Genomic DNA, 23214 nt, shown 5'->3' with positions numbered 1-23214 from the left:
TACTTGGCGAAAGTTAAAGATTCTGTTATCGAAGAGATCAAACCAATTATTGCTGCACGAAACGATGAGTTTGTTGATATGGAATATGTTAAAGAAAAAGGTCAGAATTATTTAAGAATATACGTTGACCGTGAAAATGGTATTGATATGGATGAAATTGCGGGGTTAAGTGAACTATTATCTACGAAACTTGATCAGTTGCAACCTGATCCATTTCCTGATCCATATATTTTAGAAGTTTCTTCACCTGGTATCGAGAGACCATTAAAAAATGCTTCCGACTGGCAAAAGGCTTTAAATGATTATGTACATGTTAACCTTTATCAAAAAGTTGAAGGCGAAAAGGAATATGAGGGAACTTTAAAATCTTATGATGATAACGAAATCAAACTTGAAATAAAGGTAAAAACAAGAAAAAGGGTTTTATCACTTCCCCGTAAATTAATTGCAAATATTCGTTTTGCAATTGAGTTTTAGAAAGGTTGATTAAAAAATTATGTCTAAAGAAATGCTTGAAGCGTTTGCTACTTTGGAAAAAACTAAAGGTATAAAACAAGATGTAATTGTTGAAGCAATAAAAGCGGCACTGGTTGCGGCGTATAAGAAGAATTATAACCAAGCAACAAACGTCATAGTTGAATTTGACGAGCGCAGAGGGGACTTCAAATTAATGACTGAAAAAACTGTTGTTGAAGAAGTTCATGATGAACGCCTGGAAATCAGTTTAAAAGATGCTTTGACAATTAATCGGGCCTATGAACTTGGTGATAAAATTCGTTTTGAGGTTGCACCCAAGAACTTTGGCCGCATTGCTGCTCAAACAGCTAAACAGGTTATTATGCAACATTTACGCGAAGCTGAAAGAAACCATATTATTGATGAATATTCTCAATATGAAGATGAATTGATTACCGGCACAGTTGAAAGACGTGATAATCGCTTTGTTTATGTTAAAATTGGTAATGTTGAAGCAGTAATGCCTCGCAATGATCAAATGCCGGGTGAAACTTATAATCCACAAGATCAGATTCGGGTTTTAGTGACTCATGTTGGCTCGGATTCTAAGGGAGCCCAAATTACGGTTTCACGCACTGCCCCTGATATGGTAAAAAGGTTATTTGAACAAGAAGTACCTGAAATTTACGATGGAACGGTAGAAGTTGCTTCAATTGCACGTGAAGCAGGAGACAGAACTAAAATTGCCGTGAAATCGAACGATCCTAACATTGATCCGGTTGGTACTTGCGTTGGTCAAAGAGGTGCCAGAGTGCAAAATGTGGTCAACGAACTTGACGGAGAAAATATAGATGTAGTTAAATACGAAGAAGATCCATCAGATTATATAGCTAATGCTTTAAATCCTGCAGAGGTTATTGCCGTGCAATTTGGAGATGAAGATGATGAAAAAAGTGCTTTAGTAATAGTTCCTGATTACCAATTATCACTGGCAATTGGGAAAAAGGGCCAAAATGTTCGTTTGGCTGCACGGTTAACCGGTTATAAAATAGATATCAGACCAGAATCAGAAGTAGAATTTGTTGATGAAAGCAGTGATCAAGCTGAAAAGGAAAATAAAGAAGCTGAGTCTGACAATTTAGTAGCAGGCGATGCAAGTTCTGCAAGTGATATAACAGAAGATTCTGCTGCAGAAGAAGAACCTGAAGCAGAAACTTCATCTGATGAGACCAAAACAGAAGATGGACTTCAAGCTGAAGCTACTACCGGTGAAACGGTAGATACTACTGAAGAGTAATGCAAGGGGTGAAACTTTTTGAAAAAAAGAAAGATTCCAATGCGAAAAGACTTGTTAACTAATACTATGCAGCCCAAAAAAGAATTGGTCAGAATTGTGGTTGACAAAGAAAAAAATATCGCAGTTGATCCTACTGGAAAGAAACCTGGTAGGGGAGCATATGTCTCACTTGATCCAAGTCAGATCAAAAACGCTCAGAAAAAGGGATTGATTGAGCGCAGCTTAGGAACAAAAGTGCCTGAAGAGTTTTACCAAGAGCTTTATTCATATGTTGACCATCAAAAGGCAAGAAAAGAATTGTTTGGTGATAAATAGGTTTGCAAAATAGACAAAAAGCATTAAATTTAATAGGACTAAGCCAAAAGGCAGGTAAACTGGTTTCAGGATTTGAAATTGTTTCAATAAGCGTAAAGGCTAAAAAAGTTAAGCTGATTATTTTAGCTCAAGACGCACAGACGGATACCACCGCAAAGATTACCAAGATTGGAAAACAAAATAACGTATCTGTGATTACAGAATTTAATAGTAGTGAAATTTCCCAAGCTATTGGTAAAAAGCGTAAAGTTTTGGGAATTACTGATACTGGTTTTGGCAAAGCATTGTTACAAAAAATCAAAGAAGGAGTGTGATTTGATGACTAAAACAAGAATTTATGAATTGGCGAAAGAATTAGGCATCGATAATAAAACTGTGGTCAATAAAGCAAAGGACCTGGGGTTTGATGTAAAAAATCATATGTCATCACTTGAAGATACACAAGTAGAGCAAATAAAGGGTAGTTTCCGCAGTAGCTCCGCTCCCGCCAAAAAGCAAGAAAGACCAGCGAAAAAGAGTAGTAAAATCAAAATTTCTGTTACTTCAATTCGAAAGAATGAAAAAAAGCATGATGAAACTAAGAATAGCAAAAGTAATAGAAAAAATAATAACTTTCACAAATCAAATAATAGATCAAGACAAGGTCAAGATCGCACTAGACAACATTCCAATTTGAGTCAAAAAACTTCTAAACCAGTAGCTCAAGATTTATTAAAGCAATTAAAGCAAAAACAGCGAGTGGAAGAGAAAAAATTAAATCGGCAAACAGAAAGAGCACAAAAGTCTTATAAAGAAAATCAGACTAAAACTAAACCAACGTCTGCTGAAACTAATAAACCTGTTTCTAAGAATGAAAATAAAGTAGTTAAAACTGAAACTACTGCTCCTAAAGTGACGGGACCTAAAATTCTTAAACCTTCACCAGCCAGGTTTAAGAATAATCAAAAGTCTACGCCTGTTCGCCAGCCTAAAATTTTAGATACTGCTGCTCCTGAACCCGAAAAAGAAGAAAAACGTCGTGGCAACGGTCATGGTCGTAACTCTGGCAAGCCAGGCAGAAAAGGTAAAAATCAAACCTATGGTGCAAATAATTATTCGAAACACCAAGAAAAGCGTAAGCGTAAAAATAAGAAGAAGCAGTTTGAACAAGTACCTAAAAAGCAGCCAACGCAAAGAAAAGAGCGGCCATTACCAGATACTCTGGTTTACGAAGTGGGTATGAATGCTCAAGACTTAGGAAAAATTTTGCACAGAGAGCCAGCTGAAATAGTCAAAAAATTATTTATGCTGGGTGTCATGACTAATCAAAATCAATCCCTTGATAAAGATGCAATAGAGTTAGTAGCGGCTGAATATAATATTAATGCTCAAGAAAAGGTGCATGAGGATATATCTGACATTGATAATCTTTATGACAAGAGAATGAAAGCTTCTCTGAAATCTAAGCATTTAATTAAACGCCCACCAGTAGTTACTATTATGGGACACGTTGACCATGGTAAGACAACACTGCTTGATCGTTTACGTCATACGCATGTTTCGGCTCATGAAGCTGGAGGAATTACTCAAAAAATTGGTGCTTATCAGGTAAGAGTTGATAATCAGCCAATTACTTTCTTGGATACACCAGGACATGCCGCATTCTCAAATATGCGTGAACGTGGAGCAGAAATTACCGATATTGTTGTCTTGGTTGTTGCTGCAGATGACGGTGTAATGCCTCAAACTGTTGAAGCAATTGATCATGCTAAAAGTGCTAAAGTTCCAATTATTGTTGCCATTAACAAGATGGATGTTCCGGGAGCAAACCCTGAGCATGTTACTGAGCAGTTAATGAAGTACAATTTAATTCCGGAAAATTACGGTGGTGACACAATATTTGTTAACATTTCTGCTAAAACTGGTGAAAATGTTGATGAACTTTTGCAAATGATCCTTTTGCAAGCGGATGTGATGGAATTGAAAGCAGACCCAACGCAAAAAGCAATTGGTACTGTTATTGAAGCCAGACTTTCTCGTGGACGTGGTCCTGTTGCCGACCTTTTGGTTCAACAAGGAACACTAAAAGTTGGCGATCCAATTGTAGTTGGGAACCGCTTTGGTAGAGTTCGTGTTATGACTAATGACCGCGGTCGTCAAGTCGAAAAGGCTACTCCATCAATGCCAGTAGAAATTACCGGATTAAATGATGTTCCAGAATCTGCTGATAAAATAGTAGTGTTCGATGATGAAAAGACGGCTAGAAGTGTTGGTGAACAAAGAGCGCAACAAGCTTTGCAACAATCTCGTGAAAATGTTCAACATGTTACTCTTGATAACCTGTTTGACACAATGAAAAAAGAAAACATGAAGGAAGTAAATGTTGTCTTAAAAGCGGATGTTCAAGGTTCTGTAGAGGCTTTACAGCAGTCACTTGAAAAGATAGAAGTTGAAGGTGTGCGTGTAAACATCATTCATGCTGGAGTTGGTGCTGTAAATGAATCAGATGTTACCTTGGCTGGCGCTTCGAATGCATTCATAATTGGCTTTAATGTTCGTCCAACAGCTACCGCAAAGTCACAAGCTGAAACAGATGGTGTAGATATTCGTCTGTATAGCATCATATACAAGGCTATTGACGATGTTAAAGCAGCGATGAAGGGTATGCTTGAACCAACTTATGAAGATAAGGTTGTGGGCAATTTGACTGTACGGGAAACTTGGAAGGTTTCAAAGATAGGAACAATTGCTGGTGCCTTTGTCGATTCTGGTTATGTTTCAAAAGATTCTGAAATCAATTTGATTCGTGACGGTGTTGTAATATATACTGGAAAAGTGGCATCACTTAAAAGATTTAAAGATGATGCTAAAATGGTTAAACAAGGGTTTGACTGTGGTTTAACAATTGAGGGCTACAATGATATCAAAATTGGTGATGAAATGGAAGCCGTTGAAAAGCAAGAAGTCAAACCAGAGTAATTAACTGGGAGGAAAGTATGAAACACAGAATTGGTCGTGTTGAAGGAGAAATCCTCCGTGAATTAACGAAAATTTTGCGCAAAAATATTCGTGATCCACGTGTTAATGACGTTACTATTACAGCAGTTGAATGCACTAATGATCTCTCGTATGCTACTGTTTACTACAGTATTCTTTCAGAAGATGCTAAAAAGGAAGAAGAGGCTGCAGCTGGTTTAAATAAGGCAAAGGGCATGATGCGGCATTTGTTGGGTCAAGTCTTAACTGTCTACAAAGTTCCTGAATTAATATTTAAACGAGATAATTCAGTTAAATACGGTAGCAAAATTGATCGGTTAATTGCTGAAGTTAAAAAGCAGGATGAAAATCGAAATAATTAATAAAAGCGCTGTTAGGCGCTTTTTTCATGGTTAAGGTACGGGAAAAATGTTAAATGGTATATTGGTGATAGACAAAGAAAAAGGCATGACGAGTGCTGATGTTGTCTATCAATTACGCAAAGTCTTGCACATTAAGAAAATAGGTCATGCTGGTACTCTTGATCCTGATGTTACAGGTGTTTTACCAGTCGCAATAGGACAGGCTACTAAATTAATTGAGTTAATGCATACTCAAAATAAAAGATATATCGGCCAGGGAATACTTGGTTTTGCCACCGATAGTTGCGATATTAGCGGCAAAATAACAGCTAGCAAAAAGATCACGAATAAAGTCAAATCAACTGAGATAAAAGATGCAATGCAAGAATTTGTGGGACAAATTGAACAGGTGCCGCCGATCTATTCTGCTGTGAGGGTTAACGGTAGGCATTTATATGAATATGCACGAGCTGGCATTGAGGTAGAACGACCTAAAAGGCAAGTTAAAATTTTTGCTTATAATCTTGTAAATGAACCTATCTTTGATAAAGAAAAAGGTCAAGAAATGTTTGACTTTGAAATCGAATGTAGTAAAGGAACCTACGTTCGATCTTTAATAAATGATTTAGGTACCCAACTGAAAATACCAGCAGTAATGAAAAGTTTGCGCCGCATATCTAGTTCAGGTTTTGATATTAGTCAGTCTGTAAAACTTTCTGAAATTACCGAAGATCCTAAATTAATTGATCAAATTATTCAACCAATTGATTCTTTTTTTAGGAATTACGTGCAAATGGATCTTGATGATAAATTATGGTCTAAAGTTAAAAATGGTGCAGCTATTTCTTTGAAAACGAATGCAAAAAAGGTGGCATTACGTTACAATAATAAAGTTAAGGCAATATATCGCAAAGATGGTACCATTTATCGCCCTTATTTAATGCTTTTACAAAATGAATAGGTGAATGAAGGTCTTATTATGGAAATTATCCATTTAACATACCCCTTTAAGGAAAACATAATTCCCCAAAATATTATTCTTGCTTTAGGTTTCTTCGATGGAGTTCATCGCGGACATCAAGAATTAATCAAAATTGCAAAAGAAAAGGCAACGCAAAAACATTTGCCACTAGTGGTAATGACGTTTGATCGTCATCCGAAAGAAGTCTATCAAAATAAAAAAGTTACTTACATAGATACGCTTGCAGAAAAAGCCTACAAGATGCAAAAACTCAAAGTTGATTATTTGCTGGTGATGCATTTTAATGAAGCATTTAGTAAACTTACGGCTCAGGAATTTGTTGATAATATAATAGTTAAATTACACGCAGACACTGTCGTAGCTGGTTTTGACTACACCTATGGTCCTAAAGATACTGCTAATATGAAAAATTTCCCTAAGTTTGCTAAGGGAAGGTTCAATATAATTAATGTCCCTAAGCAGTCTTATGATGGTCAAAAAATTGGTTCTACGGAAATCAAAAAAGCGATAACTAGCGGAAATATGGAATTAGCCGCTAAGTTGTTAGGCTTTCCCTATGTTATGTCAGGCTACGTAGGTCACGGTTTGCGCAATGGTCATAAACTCGGTTTTCCTACAGCTAATTTGGTTTGGACTGATGACAAGGCTGTTCCTAAAATTGGCGTATATGCGACTAAAACTAAGATTTGTGGTAAGTGGTATGACTCAATGACAAGTGTAGGCTATAATGTGACTATCAATCAAGGGAAAAAGCTTTATATTGAGTCAAACTTATTTGGCTTTGATCAGGAAGCCTATGATGAGGAAATGGTAATTAAATGGTATAAGTATACCCGTGGTGAAATTAAATTTGCCAATTTAAAAGAGCTAACACAACAAATGAGTCAAGACGAGGCTGAAATTAAAAATTATTTTGCTGCGATGAATTAATTAATGATACTGAAAAAACGATTGACGTTTTTAAGAAAAAAGTTAGCACTCAACTTGACATTCTGCTAAAAGCTAGTATCATATAAATTGTTAGCACCTAATCAGATTGAGTGCTAAAAGTGAGGGCGATATTTATGTTGACCGAACGTCAAGAATTAATTTTAAAAACAATTATCAATGATTTTACGCAGACACATGATCCTGTTGGGTCGAAAACTGTTATGAATCAACTGCCTATTAAGGTTTCAAGTGCTACTATTCGTAACGAAATGGCTGTTTTAGAAGATAAGGGTTTGATTGAGAAAACTCATTTGTCTAGTGGCCGCGTGCCTTCAACTGAAGGCTACCGCTACTATCTTGACAATTTAGTTGAACCTTTAAAAATTTCATCTTCTGTATACAAGCGAATCATTAGTCAGCTTGATCAACCGTTTCATCAGGTTAACGACATCGTTCAGGCAGCTGTCAAAATTTTATCGGATCTAACCAATTACACAGCATTTGCGGAAGGTCCTGAAAATAGTGAATTAACTATTACTGGTTTTCGTATCGTGCCATTGTTTAACAGACAGATTATGGCTGTCTTAGGAACTAGTGATGGTGACGTTCATGACCAGGTTTATACTTTACCTTATAATGTTAATGGTGATGAAATTGAACAGGCTGTGCGCATGATTAACGATCAGCTGGTGGGCAAAACTTTAGATCAAGTTACTCCAGACTATCTTAAAAAGACTTTGGGCAATAAACTTAAAGTTGCTCATGTCTCTGAACTGATTAATTTGGTCGAGGATGTTATTAACGATGCTGCCAGTGAGCAAACCTATGTTGATGGCCAGATTAACCTGCTTAACAACATTTCTCTGGACGATATTTCAAACTTAAGATCGCTCTATGAAATGATTGAGCATAATGATTTGATTTCCAGTATTTTGGACAATAGGCAAAATTTGAAAAGCGACAGGTATCCGGTTCGAGTTAGTTTAGGATCCGAATTATCAAATGATTTGTTAAAGGATTACAGTCTGCTTACGGCAGAGTACAGCGTTGGCTCTCATGGAAAGGGCATAATTGCTTTACTTGGCCCTGATAATATGCCGTATTCTCAGGTGATTGGATTACTCGAGTATTTCAGAAACGAACTATCTAAAAAATTACTTGATTATTATGGTAGATTCAAATAAAGGAGGTTAGCCGTGAGTAAAGAAGAAAATAATAGTAAAAACTCAAAAAAAGAGCCAAAAAAAGATGAGCATAAAAAGTCAAAGACAGAAGTAGAAAATTCTAAGACTAAGGCTAACGAAGAAAAGAAACCAGAGTCTTTGGAAAGTAAATTGCAGCGTAATTTGACTCAATTGCAAAAAGAAAAAGACGATCTGGAAGATAAGTATTTGCGCAGTCAAGCTGAGATGCAAAATATGCAAAATCGCTACAATAAAGAAAGAGCGCAGCTTATCAAATATGAGTCTCAATCCTTAGCTAAAGATGTTTTGCCAGCGATGGATAATTTAGAAAGAGCTTTAGCTACTAAAGTCGATGACGAAGCATCAAAACAGCTTAAAAAAGGTGTCCAGATGACACTTGATTCACTGGTTAAAGCGATGAAAGATCACGGTATCAGTGAAATTATAGCTGAAGGTGTCAAATTTGATCCCAATTTACACCAAGCTGTTCAAACCGTTGCAGCTGAAAATGATGATCAAAAAGATCATGTTGTACGAGTTTTACAAAAGGGATACTTGTACAAAGATCGTACTTTAAGACCAGCTATGGTTGTTGTAGCACAATAATTGAAAGGAAGCATATCAATGTCAAAAGTTATCGGAATTGACCTCGGAACTACTAACTCAGCAGTTGCCGTTTTGGAGGGTAAAGAACCCAAAATTATTACTAACCCAGAAGGAAATCGCACTACCCCTTCAGTAGTTGCTTTTAAAGATGGAGAAATCCAAGTTGGTGAAGTTGCCAAAAGACAAGCAATTACCAATCCCAATACTATTTCTTCTATTAAGCGTCATATGGGCGAAACTGATTACAAGGTCAAAATTGGTGATAAAGCTTATACACCACAGGAAATTTCAGCAATGATCTTGCAGTATATCAAGAAATTCTCTGAAGATTATTTGGGCGAGAAAGTAACCGATGCTGTTATTACTGTACCTGCATACTTTAATGACGCTCAGCGTCAAGCTACCAAGGATGCTGGTAAAATAGCTGGTTTAGATGTTAAGAGAATTATTAATGAACCTACTGCATCTTCACTTGCATATGGTTTGGACAAGGACGCAGAAGATGAAAAAGTCTTAGTTTACGACCTCGGCGGTGGTACTTTCGATGTTTCAGTTTTGCAATTAGGTGATGGTGTTTTCCAAGTACTGTCAACTAATGGTGACACGCACCTGGGTGGTGATGATTTTGATAACAAGATCATTGACTGGTTAGTTAACAACTTCAAAGATGAAAACGGAGTTGACTTAACTAAAGACAAGATGGCCATGCAGCGGTTAAAGGATGCTGCTGAAAAAGCCAAGAAGGACCTTTCTGGTGTATCTTCAACTCATATTTCGCTACCATTCATCTCTGCTGGTGAATCAGGTCCACTGCATTTGGAAGCTGATTTAACCCGGGCCAAGTTTGATGAGTTGACTGCTGATTTAGTTGAAAAGACTAAGATTCCATTTGATAATGCTTTAAGAGACGCTGAATTAAGTGTTAATGATATTGATAAGGTTATTTTGAATGGTGGTTCAACCCGTATTCCTGCTGTTCAAGATGCAGTTAAGAAGTGGTCAGGCAAAGACCCAGACCATTCAATTAACCCTGATGAAGCTGTTGCCTTAGGTGCTGCCATTCAAGGTGGGGTTATTTCCGGCGATGTCAAGGACGTTGTTTTACTTGATGTTACACCATTGTCTCTTGGAATTGAAACCATGGGTGGTGTCTTCACTAAGTTAATCGACAAAAACACGACAATTCCAACTTCTAAGAGTCAAATTTTCTCCACTGCTGCTGATAACCAGCCAGCTGTCGACGTTCATGTTTTACAAGGTGAACGGCCAATGGCAGCAGATGATAAGACTTTAGGTCGCTTCGAATTAACAGATATTCCTGCCGCACCACGTGGTGTACCACAAATTCAAGTTACTTTTGACATTGACAAAAACGGCATCGTAAATGTTTCTGCTAAGGATATGGGCACTGGTAAAGAACAAAAGATTACGATCAAGAGTTCATCCGGTTTGTCTGATGAAGAGATTAAGAAGATGCAAAAAGAAGCTGAAGAGCATGCTGAAGAGGATAAGAAGAAGAAAGAAGAAGTTGATTTACGCAATGAAGTTGACCAATTAATCTTCTCTACTGAAAAGACCTTGAAGGATGTTAAAGGTAACGATAAGATTTCTGAAGACGACACGAAGAAAGTTCAAGATGCACTCGATGCATTGAAGAAAGCGCAAAAAGACAACAACTTGGATGAAATGAAATCAAAGAAAGATGAATTAACCAAGGTTGCTCAAGATTTAGCCGTTAAGTTGTATCAAGCTAATGGTGGCCCACAAGGTGCTGCTGGTCAAGCAGGCCCGCAGGCTGGCCCTCAAGGACCACAACCTGGAAATGACAATCCAAATAACGGTTCAGCTAATGATGGTGAATTTCATAAAGTAGACCCAGACAAATAAAGGGTTTATAATTAAACAAGTTAGAAAGAACTGCCCTAAGAGTGGTTCTTTTATTTTGGAAAGTAGGGAGCTTGTTAAATGGCACAAGAAGATTATTATAGCGTTCTTGGCGTTGACCGGAATGCCAGTGATCAAGAAATTAATTCTGCTTACCGTAAATTAGCTAAGAAATATCATCCCGATTTAAATCATGAACCAGGGGCTGAAGAAAAATACAAAAAAGTCAATGAGGCCTATGAAGTCTTACACGACAAACAAAAGAAGGCTCAGTATGATCAGTTTGGTGCTGCTGGTGTCAATGGTCAGGGCGGATTTGGTGGTGCCGGTCAAGGTGGCTTTGGCGGCTTTGATGGTGATTTTGGCGGTTTCGGTGACATCTTTAACGACTTCTTTGGTGGCGGTGGTCAGACGCGTCAAGCCAATCCAACAGCGCCAACACGCGGTCAGGATTTAGACTATACCCTGTCGATTGATTTTATGGATGCAATTACCGGTAAAAAGACGCAGGTAAGTTACACACGCAGTGAAACTTGTTCAGCGTGTTCTGGAACTGGCGCCGAAAAGGGCACCCATCCAATTACCTGTGATAAATGCCATGGTAGTGGCTATATGACAGTAACCCAAAAATCAATGCTTGGGGTTGTACGCCGGCAAACAGTCTGTGATAAGTGTCAGGGACGCGGTGTAATTATTCAGCACCCATGTCAGACTTGTCATGGTAAAGGCACTGTTGATCGTAAAAATACGATTGAGGTTGATATTCCGGCAGGAATTGATAACGGTCAGCAGCTGCGCTATGAAGGCCAAGGTGAAGCTGGTAAAAACGGTGGTCCTTACGGTGATTTGTATATTAGTTATCGGGTTAAACCATCACGTGATTTTGAACGCCGGGGCAACACAATTTATACCACAGTGCCAATTTCTTTTGCTCAAGCTACTTTGGGTGATGAAATTAAGGTTAAAACTGTTCACGGGACGAGTGAGTTAAAAATTCCCGCTGGCACGCAGCCAAATAAGAAATTTACAATTAAAGGCCAAGGTGTTCCATATTTGCGTGGCAATGGTAATGGCGATCAGATCACAACAGTTCAAGTGCAGATTCCTGAAAAAATTAATGAACAGCAAAAACAAGCGCTCGTTGATTTTGTTAAAGCTGGTGGCGGGTCAATTACCCCGCAAGAAAAAGGCTTCTTTGAACGCTTGAAAGATAAATTGAAATAAAATTAATCCTAATGTTTGTATGTAAACATTGGGTTTTTTTATGCAAAAAAATACGTGTAAATTATATGTTTTCATTTTATTCATTAATATTAGTGAATAAAATTGAATGGAAGCGCTTAAAAATAGGTGATAGCATTTAAATAGAGGTGAAATTCATGGAAACAATGTTAGAAGTTATTAAAAGCATTCCAAATCTTATAAATATGCAAATAGATAAATCTGAAATAATGAAGGAGCGATTTAAAGAAATTAAATTTGATACTATTGTAGTGGTTGCATCCGGTTCTTCATATAATGCAGCGTTTGCCGCGAAAGTATTTTCTGAAGAAAATTTGGGATTAAAAATAGAGATATATTATCCTAATTATTTTTACAATCATGTTTTGCCGCAAAATATAAACAAGAAAAATTTATATGTATTTATATCACAAACGGGAAAGACTAAAACTGTATTAGAAACCATTAAAGTTATTAAGAAATTAGGGGGAATGACATTAGCATTAACCGAATCAAAGTTAGCACCTATTGCAAAATCGGCTAAGTATTCATTTGAAATAGGTAGTAACAATGAACCATATGTTTTTAGAACTTCTGGATATACCTTATCAGTTGTAACTATGCTAATGCTTTTACTGCAAATTGCCGAAAACAATAAGGTTATTAGCGAAAAGGAGCATCAGAACTATTTAATAGAAATAGATAATATTTCAAAAGATTTACCTAGAATTATCCAACAAGCAGAGGATTGGTATGAGGATCATAAAAAAGAGATGTCTTCTGCTAATGCGTTTTTATTTGCAGGAGGTGGTGATCTTTGGCCTACAGCTCAAGAAGCTGAAATGAAATTTATGGAAATGGTTCCAGTAATTACAAAGAGTTATGAAATTGAAGAAATAATTCATGGTCCTCAAAATAGTTTTAAAAAGGGAATGGTATTTTTCTTAATGGCAGAACAAAAGGAGGATATTGAAAAAGCTGAACGTATCCATGATTTTATATATAATGAAATAACGCAAAATATTTTCGTGATTTCTCGTAATATAGAATCTGCAGATTTCAAGCCTTTAATAAATTCAATTCATTTCTTTTCAATAGGTTATATAACATTTTTACAAGTTTTAAGTTATTTAACAGCAACTGATAATAATCGTGATTTATCAAAAACCATGTTTCCACAAATAACAAAATATATTAATAAAACAGTTAAATAAGTTTATTTGGAAGGAGTAAAAAATGATACAACTAATAAGAATTGATGACAGACTGTTGCACGGTCAAGTTGCCTATAGTTGGAAAGGATCACTCGGTTATGAGGCTATAGTCATTGCAAGTGACAATGCAGCTAATGATGAAATACGTAAAAGTGCTATGAAAATGGCGAAGCCAGATGGAGTTCATTTGGCAATTAGAAAAGTAAAGGATGCAGTTGATTTACTAAATAATCCAAGACTTAAGTCTTTGAAAGTGTTTGTAGTGACAGATACAGTGGACAATGCAGACTATATTTTACGCCATATTAATGAAAAGCCGGTATTAAATATCGGTGGACTAGCAAAAAGAGAAGATAAAATTGAAATCACACAGTATGCGTATATAACTAGTGAGGAAAAAGAAGTTCTGAAAAAACTTAATTCTGACGGCTTTAAAGTTGAATTTAGATTAGTACCTTCAGACACACCCAAGAAATTAAATGATCTAATTAAGGGAGGTGAATAACATGCAAAATGCATTATTAATTGGATTAGTGGTAGCATTGGTCTGGTTTGTTGAAAAAATGTGCGGAACGCCGATGGTTAACCGCCCACTTATTATTTCGACGTTAGTAGGACTTGTATTAGGGAATCTTAAGTTAGGCGTTATGATTGGTGCCAGCTTGGAATTAGTTTTTATGGGCGCAATTCAAGTTGGTGCAGCTGTTCCACCAGACATATTAGTTGGTGCAAGTTTGGGAACCGCTTTTGCAATTATTTCTGGTAAAGGACCAGCAGTTGCATTAACTTTGGCGTTGCCAATTTCGCTTCTGTCACAATCATTGAAGGTGATTATCTTTATTGTCAGAAGCTGGTTTATGAAATATGCAGTTAAAATGGCTCAACATGCTAATGTAAAAGGAATGCATTGCTTAAACTTTTTTGGTCTAATACTGCAGTGTTTGATGTATTTTATAGTAGTATTTGTTGCATTGCTTTTTGGCTCATCTGCAGTGACAACATTTGTTAATGCAATTCCTCAAGTAATCATGAATGGGTTAACTGTTGCGGGAAATTTGCTTCCTGCAGTTGGTTTTGGTTTACTTTTAATGCCAATGATGACAAAAAAGAACTTTTTATACTTTTTATTAGGATTTTTAATGATTGCATACGGAAAGATGCCAATTTTAGCCGTGACACTTTTTGGAGTAATACTGGCATTTGTAGTTGTATTTGAATTTAATAAATCAGATAACAACAAGCACAAGAATGATACAAATGAAAAATCAGATAAAGATAATGGAGTGGAGGATTTGTTCGATGCCTAGAAAAAAATATAGTAAAGACGAAAAAAAGTTTTTTAGAGAAATGTTTTGGAATTCATTTATTCTTGAAAATTCATATAATTATGAACGTCAGCAAGCGCTAGGGTTTGCATTAGGAATGTGGCCTGCAATTAAAAGATTTTATCACAACAAAAAAGATCAAGCTAAAGCTCTGTCTAGACACATGGAAATCTTTAATACAACCCCTCATTTAGTGCCGGCAATTACTGGTGTTGCTTCTGCTTTAGAGAAAAAAGCTAGTGAAGATCCAGATTTTCAAGTTGATATTATTAATAATATTAAAGTTAGTTTAATGGGGCCTTTGGCAGGCATTGGTGATTCATTTTTCTGGGGCACACTTCGTGTTATTGCTACTGCTTTAGCATTACCTTTAGCAAAAGAAGGAAATGTTCTTGGACCGATTTTGTTTTTGGTAGCTTTTAATGTTCCACATTTAATTCTTAGATATTATTCAGGAGTTTTAGGTTATGAGCTTGGTACAAATTTATTAACAAATATTTCCTCATCGACAATTTTTAATAAAATTTCTAAGGCAGCAACTATAATTGGATTGATGGTAATTGGAGCAATGAGTGCGCAAATGGTTATTTTGCAAACGCCGCTTGAATTTCATTTTGGTAAAACTGCTTTCAAACTACAAACATATATTGATCAAATTTTTCCATTGTTACTGCCACTGCTGTATACCTTATTTATCTTTTGGTTACTAAAAAGTAAAAAGAAGAGTTCAACTTTTGTTTTATTAGTTACAATTGTTGTTGGATTAGTAGGATCGTTTATTGGTATTTTTTAAAAACAATTAAATAATTATAAAAAGCATAAATATATTTATCTTATTTACTATATACTGTAATTGGAATAAATTATTTATGTTTTTTTAATAGATTTTTTGAAAGTATTATCACTAATGAAAGAAAATTTTTCAAATCGAGAATTAATTATTATAACCTATTTAAAAGAGAATAATCGGTACATTACTTCTGATGAATTGGCATCCTACGTGGGTGTGTCAAACAGGACAGTAAAAAAAGATCTAGCTCATATAAAGAGTATTGTGAACAATAAAGAAATTTGTTTAACTTCTTCAACCAGAAAGGGATATAAATTTCTTTCAAAGCAGAAGCCACTATCTAGAGACGAAAATATAGTTAAAGATAAAGATATGATTCTTAACAATTACGATCAAATAGCTTATCTTACTCAAGAATTACTTTTGGCAAAAAAATTTTTGCGTTATGAAGATTTAGCATCTGAAATTTTTGTGAGTTATTCGACTTTAAATCGTTATATGAAAAAAGTGAAATTATTATTTAGTCAGTATAATCTAAAAGTGATAAAAAAACCTGGTAAAGGTATATATATAACTGGTGAGGAAATGCAAATGAGATTAGCGATTTCCGATTATTTTTATCATAGTTTTTTGAGTTATTTATCAAATTTTGAGCAAAATTTGTATAATAAAGATTCTGAATTACTTAAAAAAATAACAAATATAGTATACGATGAGGTTTCTGCAGCTGGATTGAGAATGAACAGCAAAATGATAATAGATATTTCTATTCACGTTGTTATAGCATTTAATAGAATATTTAAAGAAGCAGCTTTAAATTTTCCAGCAAAATTTGATTTTGAATATTTAGGTTTAAAAGAAGCAGCTGTTGCTAAACATGTTCTTCAACGTTCGCAGAATTTTTTCTCAGAACATGTATTTACAGATAAAACAATAGAGTATATTGCATACCATATCAATCTTAAGAAATATATTAACAAAGAAGACATAATTGAAGATAAAAACTTGGCAATTAATAATACGGTAACAGGAGTTGTTAAAGAAATTAAAAATAATTTTGGAATAGATCTATTTTCTCAAATTGATGTTTTATATAGTCTTAAATTACATTTAATTCAACTACAAAGACGTGTAAATAACAATGTTTTTATTCAAGGTAAAGATACATTCAAATATTTCAGAAATTATCTTTTCGCTGCAAAATTAACTATTTCTGCAGCAAAAATTATTTCAGAAAATTTATTGAGTCAGTCATTGCCACTTAGTGAATACGGATATTTAATTCTATATTTTCAGAGTGCTTTAGAAGGGATTAGACGTTCAACCCCAAGATTTATCGGACTCTATACGGAAAATGATCGTTCTAAAGAACTTATTTTTTTAAAGAAGTTAAATGCTATAAAATCTGATAAAACCAAAGTAAAAATTATTAGGTCAAAAGCTCTAATTTCGAATACCTTTGATCTGGTTATTTCTTCGGCTCCAATTGCAACTAAACATTCTCTTGTTATCAATAATGTTAATCAACTAACTCAAGAAAAGGTAGAAGAAAATTATTTTAATAAAAATTCAAATTTAGAAATTTTGTCAAAGTATGTTAGAAAAGAAAGTATCTTAAAAATGAATGCTTCTAATAAGCATGAAGTTAATAAAAAAATATTTTATTACCTCAAGAGATTAAATTTTATAAAAAAAGATGTTATTAATGAATTTGAATATGAAGAAATTGGAAACGGACTTGTACATGTCCAAGATTTATATAAAGTAATAAAACATGATTTATGTTTATTAGTAATTTTAGAAAAACCAATTCTTTGGAATAATACTGTTGTCAAAATGCTGATACTAATAAAAACAAAGAAAGATGGAGATAAAGATTTACCATTATTATGTGAAGTTTTTTCGAAATGGTCGAATGATCTAGATAAAATTGAAAAAACTTATCATGTTCAAGACTTTAAATCTTTGCTTAAGCTTTTATGCTGATTAATGCAAAACAAGATATAGATTTATCTTTGTATTTCATCAATTTAGTACCTTTGTTATAATTAAGAAGATAGAATTAAGGGTGCGAATAAATTTATGGACATAAAAAAATTACAAGATTATCAAAAACATATCCGTAACTTTTCAATAGTTGCACATATTGATCATGGTAAATCAACAATTGCTGACCGAATTTTAGAATTAACTGATACGGTTTCGCAAAGACAATTAAAGAATCAAATGCTTGATGACATGCCGCTTGAACGCCAGCGTGGGATCACAATCAAGATGAATTCGGTTGAGGTAAAGTACCATGCGCAAAATGGTGAAGATTATATTTTTCACTTGATTGATACCCCAGGACACGTGGACTTTTCTTATGAAGTTTCGCGTTCGCTAGCTGCTTGTGAAGGTGCTTTATTAGTTGTCGACGCTTCTCAGGGTGTCCAAGCGCAAACTTTGGCTAACACTTACTTAGCAATTGATGATGATTTGGAAATTTTACCGGTAATTAACAAGATTGATCTGCCTTCTGCTGATCCAGATAAAGCTAAAGAAGAAATTGAAGAAATGCTAGGGCTAGATGCTTCCGAAGCTGCTGAAGTTTCTGGTAAAACTGGCCAAGGTATTGCCGACATGCTAGAAAAAATCGTGACGGATATTCCGGCGCCGACAGGTGACTTGCAAGCACCACTCAAAGCCTTGATTTTTGACTCCAAATACGATGATTACCGCGGGGTTGTGCTGTCTGTGCGCATTGAAGAAGGGACGGTCAAGCCGGGTGATCAGATTCAGATTATGAATACTGGTAAAAAATATGAGGTAACTGAAGTCGGTGTTTCAAGTCCGCACCCAGTCAAAAAAGATATTTTAATTGCTGGTGATGTAGGTTATCTGACAGCAAATATCAAATCAGTACGGGAAACACGGGTTGGCGACACCATTACTGATGCTAATAATCCTACTGCAGAACCACTGCCGGGTTACCGACAAATTCCGCCGATGGTTTATTCAGGGATGTATCCAGTTGATAACGCCAAATATGATGATTTAAAAGAAGCTCTGCAAAAGTTGCAGCTCAATGATGCTGCTTTAGAATTTGAACCTGAAACTTCAACCGCTTTAGGTTTTGGCTTTAGGTGCGGCTTTTTAGGTTTACTCCACATGGATGTGGTGCAGGAGAGACTTGAACAGGAATTTGACCTAGACTTGATTATGACTGCCCCTTCTGTAGATTATCATGCGATTATGAATGACGGTACGACCAAAGTAATTGATAATCCTTCTGATTTACCGTCTGCAGGTGAATATAAGGAAGTGCAGGAACCTTTTGTTAAAGCAGAAGTAATGGTGCCGAATGATTTTGTCGGTCCTGTGATGGAATTATGTCAACGCAAACGAGGCGAGTTTGTGACAATGGACTATTTAGACAAATATCGGGTTAACGTAATTTACAATATGCCATTAGCCGAAATTATTTATGACTTTTTTGATGATTTGAAGTCTTCTACTAAGGGTTATGCTTCTCTTGATTACGAAATTACGGGTTACCGCGCAACAGATTTAGTTAAAATTGATATTCTGTTGAATAAGCAAGTTGTTGATGCTTTAAGTTTCATAGCCCACCGGGATGAGGCACAAAATAGAGCAAGACAAATGACCTCGATGCTTAAGAAATTAATTCCGCGGCAAAACTTTGAGGTTGATATTCAGGGAGCAATTGGAGCAAAAATTATTTCTCGTGCCACTGTTAAGCCATACCGCAAGGATGTTACTTGGAAAATTCATACGGGAGACCCTGATAGAAGAGCTAAATTACTAGAAAAGCAAAAGAGGGGTAAAAAGCGGATGAAGGCTGTAGGGCATGTTGAAATTCCTCAAGATGCTTTTATGGCAGTTTTAAAAATGAATGATGATGATTTAAATTCAAAATAGTAGGAAAATAAAAAGGCTGAATTAATTAATGATTGAATGGCGTGAGCGCAAGGGTGAAAAATTAGCTCCAGAATTGATTGAAAAGTATCAGCTTAGTCCGATTACGGCTAAGCTGCTTTCTTTGCGCGGAATAAATACTGACGCAAAACTTGCATTTTGGTTTAATGCAACTGAAGACGATTTAGCAGACCCGTACTTAATGCACGATATGCAAAAAGCTGTTACAAGGATTAACCAGGCAATTGATGCAGGTGAAAAAATTACTATTTATGGTGATTATGACGCAGATGGTATTACTGCCACCAGTATCATGATGGAGACGCTGGGAATTTTAGGAGCCGATGTTCATTTCTTCATTCCTGATCGCTTTAAAGATGGCTATGGTCCAAATCTTGATGCCTACAAGAAAATTGCGGCAGACGGTACGAAACTAATTATTACTGTTGATAATGGTGTTACAGGGGTTGAAGAAGTAGACTATGCTAAAAATATGGGCGTTGATACAATAATTACTGATCACCATAAATTTCAAGATAAAGTGCCTGAAAGTTATGCCCTAGTTCATTGTAATTACCCCGGACAAAAATATCCGTTTGATGACTATTGCGGCGCTGGAGTAGCCTATACAATTAGCCGAGCCTTGATGCAAGATTCAATGCCAGAATTATTGGAGCTGGCAATGATTGGTACAATCGGCGACATGGTTAAAGTCTCAGGGGAAGGCCACATTCTCGTCAAGCGGGGCCTTAAAATGCTCAACGAAACTGAGCGACCAGGTTTGAGAGCCCTAATAAAAAAAGCCGGTTTGCAAATGGGACACATAGATGAAACAGATGTTGGTTTTAATATTGCGCCAAGACTTAATGCAGTTGGCAGACTGGACAATGCCAGTTTAGCTGTGGACCTTCTCTTGTGTGAAACTGATGATGAAGCAGAAAAAATTGCAGATAAAATTGAAGAATTAAACGATAAACGCAAAACTTTAACTAGTAAGGTTTACAATTCCTGTCTCAGTCAAATTAAAAATAACAGCTGGGAAAGAAATAAAACCTTAGTTATATATGATCCTAAGTTTCATGAAGGAATTTTAGGATTAGTCGCCAATAAACTGGTAGAAAAAACTCACAAACCAACTATAGTACTGACCAAAAATGACAGGGGAATCATAAAAGGCTCTGGGAGGTCAGTTGACGGTTTTAATCTTTTTAATGCATTAGAACCTTTGAAAGATAAACTGTTTCTCAAATTTGGCGGTCATGACTTTGCCTGTGGTCTGTCAATGACAGAAGACAAGATATCTTCATTGCGTGCCACTTTCGAGAAAAGTTTTAAAGGAATTTATAATCAAAATATTCGCTATTATGATTGTGAATTACCATTTTCTAATCTTGACTTGAAAATAATTACTGACATTAAAAAGGCGGGGCCGTTTGGCAGCAATAATGTGACTCCTGTTTTCAGCATATTGCGTCCCGCAATAAATAGCTGCTTTTACATGGGAAAAGAAAAGAATCATATTAAGTTAAATATTAGAAAAAATAATAAAAATATTGATGTTGTCGGCTTCAATAAAAAATATTTGACCAAGATCCTCTTACCATATGTAGATCAAATATTTATTCAGCTGCAGGAAAATTGTTACCGTAATCAGGTAAAACTGCAAGGAATAATCAAGGGCATAATTTTTGCTGCGCCAAAATTAGCAGTTCCTGCACCTGTTATTGATTTGCGGAATGAAAAATACATAATGGGATTTGCCGATAGGTATTTGATTTTTGATAAAAGAAATAAAAATATTGCTTCTAGCTTGTATGATATTGATCCAGCTAAAGTTACTTTGGTAAATGATTATAACAATGAGGGTGAAGTAGCTGCTTTTCTTGATGTTCCCCGTAATCTGCAGGAACTCAATTTAGCTTTAACTAATAATTACGACCAACTTTATTTGCGCTTTATTATGGATCAATTGCCTGTTAAGCAACTACCGCTAAAAGCTGATTTTGTGAGGCTGCTGAAATACGTGTATTCTCACCCTGGTTTGGCTGTAGCCGATTATCGTGCGGTAGGTTTATTTTTACAAATCACTTATGATAAGATTCTTTTCATTTTGCGGGTGTTTTTTGAACTAAAATTTGTCAAATTAGAAGATGATAGAATATTTGGCGTTGCCAATCCCATAAAAAGAAAATTAACAGATTCTAATTATTTTAGGGCAACTAATTCCCAAATTAAATTTATAACCGATTTAAGACAGATGCCAAGTCAAAAATTACTAATGTACGTGAATGAGCAATTAAAACAACATTAATTTCTTACGGATTTAATGCTTTTAAGTTCAAAATCTGTTAGAATATTAAGGTCGAGTAAGCTTTAGCAAGAAAGTTAAGTTTTGGAGGTTTTTTCTTCTTATGGCAAACGATTTTGAGAAACATATTGCAAGTGTTAAGGATTTCCCTAATAAGGGTATTATCTTTCGTGACATTACCCCTGTTCTGCAGGATGGCAAGTTGTTTCAAGCAGCTACTCATAAGTTAGCTGAATACGTTAAAAGTAAAAATGCTGATGTAATTGTTGGTCCGGAGGCCCGTGGCTTTATTGTTGGTTGCCCTGTGGCTACAGAGTTGGGTATTGGTTTTGTTCCAGCTAGAAAGCCGCACAAGTTACCGCGGGAAGTCGAAAGGGCTTCATATGATCTGGAATACGGTTCAAACAGCTTGGAAATTCATAAAGATGCTATTAAACCTGGTCAGCGTGTAGTAGTCTGTGATGATTTACTTGCTACTGCAGGAACTTTAAGGGCATGTAAAGAGCTAATTGAAAATCTTGGTGGAGAATTAGTTGGTTCAGCTTTTTATATTGAATTACCAGATTTGAAGGGAAAAGAAAAATTACCAGGACTTGACGTATTTTCACTCGTTAAATATCATGGTGCTTAAAATCACCAAAAGCTAGCAATTTATGGTGAGTTCATGAATTACAATTAAATACTGCTTTTATCTCAAGTGCTCTTAATAGTTAGACCATAAAGTCAACTATTAGGGGCACTTTTTTCATGACTAAAATAAATTGCTGACGCAAAACTTAAAATTTAAGGAAAGCGATTTTTGAAAAATGAAAACTTTTATACTCTTTTTGAGTGCAAATTTTTTACAAGACAAAGTCAAGTATATATAATGATACAGTATTTTTAAAAAAGGAGAATAGAGTAATTTGCAATTAAGAAGAGCAACAATGGCCGATTTTGACCGAATTATCGCTATTTTAAAAGACGGGGCCAATCAACTGGCTGAACGTGGTGTTGATCAGTGGCAAGGAGATTATCCGTCAAAAGCACAAATTAAAGAAGATATTGAAAACGGCTGGGCCTTTTTAGCTGTTTCTGAAGATCAGGAAACAGTTGGTGCTATTGCCATAGTGGACGGACCAGACCATGTTTATGATCATTTAGATGGCAAATGGATGGCTGATACTAATAAATATGTGGTTATTCATCGTGTGGCAATTCATTCTCAGCATTCTGGTAAAGGCTATGCTACCAAGCTGTTACAGGCTGTTATCAATGATATTAAAAACAACAGGGACGACATTGACTCAATAAGAATTGATACTCACGAAGACAATAAAGCCATGCAACATTTGATTGCAAAGATGGGTTTTTCTAAAGTTGGTTATTTGCATGGCGCTTACCGACCAAATGAAACCTCATATGTTTATGAACTACTTAAATAAAAGAAAAAATTGTTATCAAATATCACAATAGCAATTTATTCAA

The 23214-nt window shown here is 35.5% G+C and carries 21 protein-coding genes; all 21 read left to right on the top strand.

The genetic code is table 11. The annotated features are described in order from the left end of the window. Positions 1 to 3: 3 nt before the first annotated feature. Positions 4 to 477 carry a ribosome maturation factor RimP gene (gene rimP / locus F5ESL0259_RS04895; RefSeq protein WP_122037673.1) on the top strand — a complete coding sequence of 158 codons (474 nt, stop codon included), beginning with the start codon at positions 4 to 6 and terminating at the stop codon, positions 475 to 477. 19 nt (positions 478 to 496) lie between these two features. Next, positions 497 to 1753 (top strand): transcription termination factor NusA, encoded by a 1257-nt coding sequence (gene nusA / locus F5ESL0259_RS04890; protein ID WP_122037672.1) that lies wholly within the window; start codon positions 497 to 499, stop codon positions 1751 to 1753. Positions 1754 to 1771: 18 nt separating this feature from the next. Next, complete coding sequence (rnpM, locus tag F5ESL0259_RS04885; protein ID WP_110446180.1) at positions 1772 to 2068, top strand: RNase P modulator RnpM; 297 nt, start codon at positions 1772 to 1774, stop codon at positions 2066 to 2068. Between the two features lie 2 nt (positions 2069 to 2070). Continuing rightward, complete coding sequence (locus F5ESL0259_RS04880; protein ID WP_046324994.1) at positions 2071 to 2382, top strand: ribosomal L7Ae/L30e/S12e/Gadd45 family protein; 312 nt, start codon at positions 2071 to 2073, stop codon at positions 2380 to 2382. A 4-nt stretch (positions 2383 to 2386) separates the two neighbouring features. Then, positions 2387 to 5026, top strand: a complete 2640-nt coding sequence (infB, locus tag F5ESL0259_RS04875; protein WP_122037671.1) for a translation initiation factor IF-2 — start codon at positions 2387 to 2389, stop codon at positions 5024 to 5026. Positions 5027 to 5043: 17 nt separating this feature from the next. After that, positions 5044 to 5406, top strand: coding sequence for a ribosome-binding factor A (locus tag F5ESL0259_RS04870; RefSeq protein WP_046324992.1), 363 nt, complete (start codon positions 5044 to 5046; stop codon positions 5404 to 5406). Positions 5407 to 5452: 46 nt separating this feature from the next. Continuing rightward, positions 5453 to 6346, top strand: a complete 894-nt coding sequence (truB, locus tag F5ESL0259_RS04865) for a tRNA pseudouridine(55) synthase TruB (protein WP_122037670.1) — start codon at positions 5453 to 5455, stop codon at positions 6344 to 6346. Between the two features lie 18 nt (positions 6347 to 6364). Beyond that, positions 6365 to 7297, top strand: a complete 933-nt coding sequence (gene ribF / locus F5ESL0259_RS04860) for a riboflavin biosynthesis protein RibF (protein ID WP_122037669.1) — start codon at positions 6365 to 6367, stop codon at positions 7295 to 7297. A gap of 134 nt (positions 7298 to 7431) precedes the next feature. After that, entirely contained in the window at positions 7432 to 8481 is a 1050-nt protein-coding gene (hrcA, locus tag F5ESL0259_RS04855) for a heat-inducible transcriptional repressor HrcA (RefSeq protein WP_122037668.1), read from the top strand. A 12-nt stretch (positions 8482 to 8493) separates the two neighbouring features. Continuing rightward, positions 8494 to 9087 (top strand): nucleotide exchange factor GrpE, encoded by a 594-nt coding sequence (grpE, locus tag F5ESL0259_RS04850; RefSeq protein WP_046324988.1) that lies wholly within the window; start codon positions 8494 to 8496, stop codon positions 9085 to 9087. Between the two features lie 18 nt (positions 9088 to 9105). Continuing rightward, positions 9106 to 10974, top strand: coding sequence for a molecular chaperone DnaK (gene dnaK, locus F5ESL0259_RS04845; RefSeq protein ID WP_122037667.1), 1869 nt, complete (start codon positions 9106 to 9108; stop codon positions 10972 to 10974). A gap of 78 nt (positions 10975 to 11052) precedes the next feature. Further along, positions 11053 to 12195 carry a molecular chaperone DnaJ gene (gene dnaJ / locus F5ESL0259_RS04840; RefSeq protein WP_122037666.1) on the top strand — a complete coding sequence of 381 codons (1143 nt, stop codon included), beginning with the start codon at positions 11053 to 11055 and terminating at the stop codon, positions 12193 to 12195. 155 nt (positions 12196 to 12350) lie between these two features. After that, positions 12351 to 13406, top strand: coding sequence for an SIS domain-containing protein (locus F5ESL0259_RS04835; RefSeq protein WP_122037665.1), 1056 nt, complete (start codon positions 12351 to 12353; stop codon positions 13404 to 13406). Positions 13407 to 13428: 22 nt separating this feature from the next. After that, positions 13429 to 13911 (top strand): PTS sugar transporter subunit IIB, encoded by a 483-nt coding sequence (locus F5ESL0259_RS04830; RefSeq protein ID WP_122037664.1) that lies wholly within the window; start codon positions 13429 to 13431, stop codon positions 13909 to 13911. Between the two features lies 1 nt (position 13912). Further along, on the top strand, positions 13913 to 14713 hold the full coding sequence (locus F5ESL0259_RS04825; RefSeq protein ID WP_122037663.1) for a PTS sugar transporter subunit IIC: 801 nt from the start codon (positions 13913 to 13915) through the stop codon (positions 14711 to 14713). Continuing rightward, positions 14706 to 15524: a PTS system mannose/fructose/sorbose family transporter subunit IID gene (locus F5ESL0259_RS04820; protein ID WP_122037662.1), complete on the top strand. Its 819-nt coding sequence runs from the start codon at positions 14706 to 14708 to the stop codon at positions 15522 to 15524. Before F5ESL0259_RS04825 ends, F5ESL0259_RS04820 begins: the two co-directional genes overlap by 8 nt. A 114-nt stretch (positions 15525 to 15638) precedes the next feature. Beyond that, positions 15639 to 17507 (top strand): HTH domain-containing protein, encoded by a 1869-nt coding sequence (locus F5ESL0259_RS04815; protein WP_122037661.1) that lies wholly within the window; start codon positions 15639 to 15641, stop codon positions 17505 to 17507. A 96-nt stretch (positions 17508 to 17603) separates the two neighbouring features. Beyond that, positions 17604 to 19442, top strand: a complete 1839-nt coding sequence (gene lepA, locus F5ESL0259_RS04810; RefSeq protein ID WP_122037660.1) for a translation elongation factor 4 — start codon at positions 17604 to 17606, stop codon at positions 19440 to 19442. 31 nt (positions 19443 to 19473) lie between these two features. After that, entirely contained in the window at positions 19474 to 21750 is a 2277-nt protein-coding gene (gene recJ, locus F5ESL0259_RS04805; protein ID WP_122037723.1) for a single-stranded-DNA-specific exonuclease RecJ, read from the top strand. Between the two features lie 100 nt (positions 21751 to 21850). Continuing rightward, positions 21851 to 22378, top strand: a complete 528-nt coding sequence (locus F5ESL0259_RS04800; RefSeq protein WP_046324984.1) for an adenine phosphoribosyltransferase — start codon at positions 21851 to 21853, stop codon at positions 22376 to 22378. A gap of 274 nt (positions 22379 to 22652) precedes the next feature. Then, entirely contained in the window at positions 22653 to 23171 is a 519-nt protein-coding gene (locus tag F5ESL0259_RS04795) for a GNAT family N-acetyltransferase (RefSeq protein WP_122037659.1), read from the top strand. Positions 23172 to 23214 lie beyond the last annotated feature (43 nt).

It is taken from the genome of Lactobacillus sp. ESL0259 (genome assembly GCF_003693045.1).
Lineage (GTDB): Bacteria > Bacillota > Bacilli > Lactobacillales > Lactobacillaceae > Lactobacillus > Lactobacillus melliventris.
This window is presented reverse-complemented; position numbering and strand designations above follow the sequence as displayed.